The following is a 3,192-nucleotide window of genomic DNA, read 5'->3' as shown; positions in this document are numbered from 1 at the left end:
TGGCTCCATTAAGCCGCGATTCAAATGGCTCCATAGGGGCGCGAGATAACAGTAGCAAGGAAGCTGCAGTATTCTACCCTCAGTTCGAGAAGATTTTGGTGTGCTATGTTCATTTTTACGGACGCGACTTTTTCGATAACCACGATGCATTATCTGCAATTTTTTCGCGCGCATTGTGCCCATGATGTTTTAGAATCAAACCCTCACACCGTGGCGTGGCCAGTTATGCTGACGGGGAGTGTTACGGACTCCATTGCGCGATAAACCAGCGGAGATGAAGTTGCAACTTGCTCGCAACTTCGTTACTGCCCCTTGCCGAGTGTTACTTATGCCTCATAGAGTTTTAAAAGTCCCCGAGCGCGGTATGCTCGATGCTTACGAGACCGTGCTGGCCGAGCGCGGGTTTTCTGCTGATGCAGCGCAGAGCGCCGCTGCCGAACGGCTTCAGCTTCTCTACTATCAGTTGCTTTCCTTCAAAGTGGGTCGTCGTAGCGCCTTGCGTCGGGTTTTTACACCGCCCGTCGTTCCGCGCGGCGTGTACTTCTGGGGCGGGGTAGGGCGTGGCAAGAGTTTCTTGATGGATTGTTTCTACGACTCGGTACCGTATGTGCGCAAACGACGCATTCACTTTCATGCCTTCATGCAGGAAGTTCATTGCCAGTTGAATGTCTTCAAGGGCGAGACTGATCCGTTGATGAAAGTGGCCGAGGGCATTGCCGCCCAGTGCCGATTGATTTGCTTTGACGAGTTTCATGTTTCCGATATTGCTGACGCGATGATCCTTAAGCGCCTGCTTGAAGCACTGTTTGCGCGCGGAGTAGTCTTTGTGATGACCTCGAATTATCCGCCGGACAGGCTTTATCCGAATGGTTTGCAGCGTGAGAATTTCCTGCCGACGATTGCTTTGATCAAGTCGAAAGTGGATGTGCTGGAGGTTGATTCCGGCGTTGATTATCGGCTGCGTACTTTGGAACAAGTTGAAATATTCCATTCTCCGGTCGATGCCAAAGCCGAAGAAAGCATGGCCGAATATTTTGTCGCAATGGCTGGAGGCGAGGGCAATCCGGGGGGGAGCATCGAAGTGCTCGGGCGTGTGATTCCGACGCTGCGCCAAGGTAGTGGGGTGATCTGGTTCGATTTCAAGTCACTTTGTGGCGGTCCGCGCTCGCAAAATGATTATCTGGAACTGGCTCGCGGCTTTCACACGGTCCTGCTTTCCGGTGTGCCGAAGATGTCGGCCAGCATGTCTTCCGAGGCACGACGCTTTACCTGGCTGGTGGACGTCCTCTATGACCACAAGGTCAAGCTGATTGTCACGGCAGATTGTGAGCCCGAGTTGCTTTATACCGAGGGTACGCAGTCCAGCGAGTTTTTCCGAACCGTCAGCCGGTTGACCGAAATGCGCTCTCGCGAGTACCTTTCCTTGCCGCATATGTCCTGAAGGTTTGGACGGGTCAGGTTAATCAGATGCCTGAGATGAGCTCCATGCGCCGACTGTTGCTTCTTTTGTGGCTTGGCTTATCGGGACTGGCTTTCCCTCAGCAGGAGATGGAGATCATTCCGCTCAAGCACCGCACTATCGAGCAGGTTCTCCCGGTGCTACAGCCGTTTGTCGAACCGGGTGGGGCCTTGTCGGGGATGAACAACCAGTTGATTCTGCGTGGTTCGGCGAGAAACCGCGAGCAGGTCAAGCAGGCGCTTGCCGCGATCGATACACCGGCGCGTCGCTTGATGATCCGCGTCAGCCAGAACAGAGACGCCGAGAGCAACCAACAAGGGGCTGAGTTATCGGGCAGTGTCGGTATTGGTAACAATGTACGCATCATTCAGCCAGCAAGCGGTTCGCAGGGTAACACCAGGATCGAAGTCCGGCGTGGCGATTCCAGTGTAAATGCAAGGGTCTACGATTCACGCAGCAGTCGTGACATGAAAACCAGTCAGGCGGTGCAGGTCGTTGAAGGTGGACAGGCCTTTATCCAGGTCGGACAATCGCTGCCCGTGCCGCTACGCCAGGTGGTGCGTAATCAGAATGGCGTGTCGGTCACCGAAAGTGTGGTCTATCGTGACATTGGTCAGGGGTTTTACGCTGTTCCGCGATTGGTGGGTGAGCGGGTGACTCTGGAGATCAGCCCGCAATTCGATACGTCCGGGAATCGGGATTATGGCAGTGTCTCTACGCAACGTGTTTCGACCACGGTGTCGGGCCGGCTGGGTGAATGGATCGAGCTTGGCGGCAGCAGTCAACAGGCGGCTGGTGCTGAGCGCGGCAATCTGAACTTCGGTAGAGGCGAGTCGCAGGATAATCGCAGTGTGTGGCTGCTGGTAGAAGAGTTGCGCTGAAAATAGTGCTTTCAGCACGGAGTTAATTCAAAAAATCTCGACATCCTGACAGAGTCGGTTGCGTCCGGCCTCCTTGGCCTGAATGAGCAGCGCGTGAGCGCGTTCAATGAGTGCCGTGGCCGTGTCTCCGGCGCATTCGGTAATGCCGCCGCTAATGGTGATATTCCGGCCGGGACTGCCAAAATTTTCGGCTTCAATCCGTGCACGGATACGCTCAAGGGGAATCATTGCGTCATCGAGATGGACGTTGGGCAATATCAGCATGAATTCGCCACCGCCATAACGGCCGACGATATCGATTTCGCGCAGCACTTCACGAATCCGGTGGGCGACGCTGGTGAGCAGGCGGTCACCTGTAGCCCGGCCGTAAGTTTCGTTGAACTCACGGAAACGGTCGATATCGATCAGTGCAATTGTTGTCGGTGTGCCATATCGTAGCGAACGGTGGCATTCCTCATCCAGCAGGTGCAGTGTGCGCCGCCGGTTGAAAGCGCCGGTCAGCGGATCACGCACGGATAACTGTTCGAGCCTGGCTTCCAGCCAGTGCCGTTCGCTGACATCCACCATGGTCAGCAGGACGCGGCGAATGCTTCCATCGCTGGCAATGATCGGCAGGACATTGGCCTCAACCCAGTGGTTCGGTGCTCCGGTGTCGATGATGCCGAGCACGCGGTTCTGGATTGCGCGCCGGGTGCGTAACACCAGTGCAGCCGGCTGCCTTTCCTCGCTAAGCGCCAGACCGCTTTCGTCAGTGAAGGACGCCGGGCCGTTGTTGAGGATGGCCCGGGCCTGGGTATTGCTAAGGAACGCCTACGAAATAACTTCCCCTTTTCCAACATTCGAATCGGGAAG

General features: G+C 55.6%; 4 protein-coding genes. 3 read left to right on the top strand and 1 reads right to left on the bottom strand.

Going from position 1 to position 3,192, the window contains the following annotated elements; genetic code table 11:
* The 3 genes from ACOYNV_RS26900 to ACOYNV_RS26890 all read left to right on the top strand — a co-directional run.
* A partial coding sequence (locus tag ACOYNV_RS26900; RefSeq protein WP_422902890.1) for a hypothetical protein occupies nt 1–185 on the top strand: 185 nt, incomplete at its 5' end.
* 143 nt (nt 186–328) lie between these two features.
* Nucleotides 329–1,441: a cell division protein ZapE gene (zapE, locus tag ACOYNV_RS26895; protein ID WP_422902889.1), complete on the top strand. Its 1,113-nt coding sequence runs from the start codon at nt 329–331 to the stop codon at nt 1,439–1,441.
* Between the two features lie 44 nt (nt 1,442–1,485).
* Nucleotides 1,486–2,340: a secretin N-terminal domain-containing protein gene (locus ACOYNV_RS26890; protein WP_422902888.1), complete on the top strand. Its 855-nt coding sequence runs from the start codon at nt 1,486–1,488 to the stop codon at nt 2,338–2,340.
* Nucleotides 2,341–2,367: 27 nt separating this feature from the next.
* Here the strand turns inward: ACOYNV_RS26890 and ACOYNV_RS26885 are convergent, their stop codons facing one another.
* Nucleotides 2,368–3,042, bottom strand: a complete 675-nt coding sequence (locus tag ACOYNV_RS26885; protein WP_422902887.1) for a GGDEF domain-containing protein — start codon at nt 3,040–3,042, stop codon at nt 2,368–2,370.
* Nucleotides 3,043–3,192 lie beyond the last annotated feature (150 nt).

Origin of the sequence: Propionivibrio sp., assembly GCF_049316945.1 — a bacterium.
In the GTDB taxonomy this organism is placed as follows: Bacteria; Pseudomonadota; Gammaproteobacteria; order Burkholderiales; family Rhodocyclaceae; genus Propionivibrio.
The sequence above is the reverse complement of the archived record's forward strand: the minus strand, read 5'-3'. Positions and strand labels throughout refer to the sequence as shown.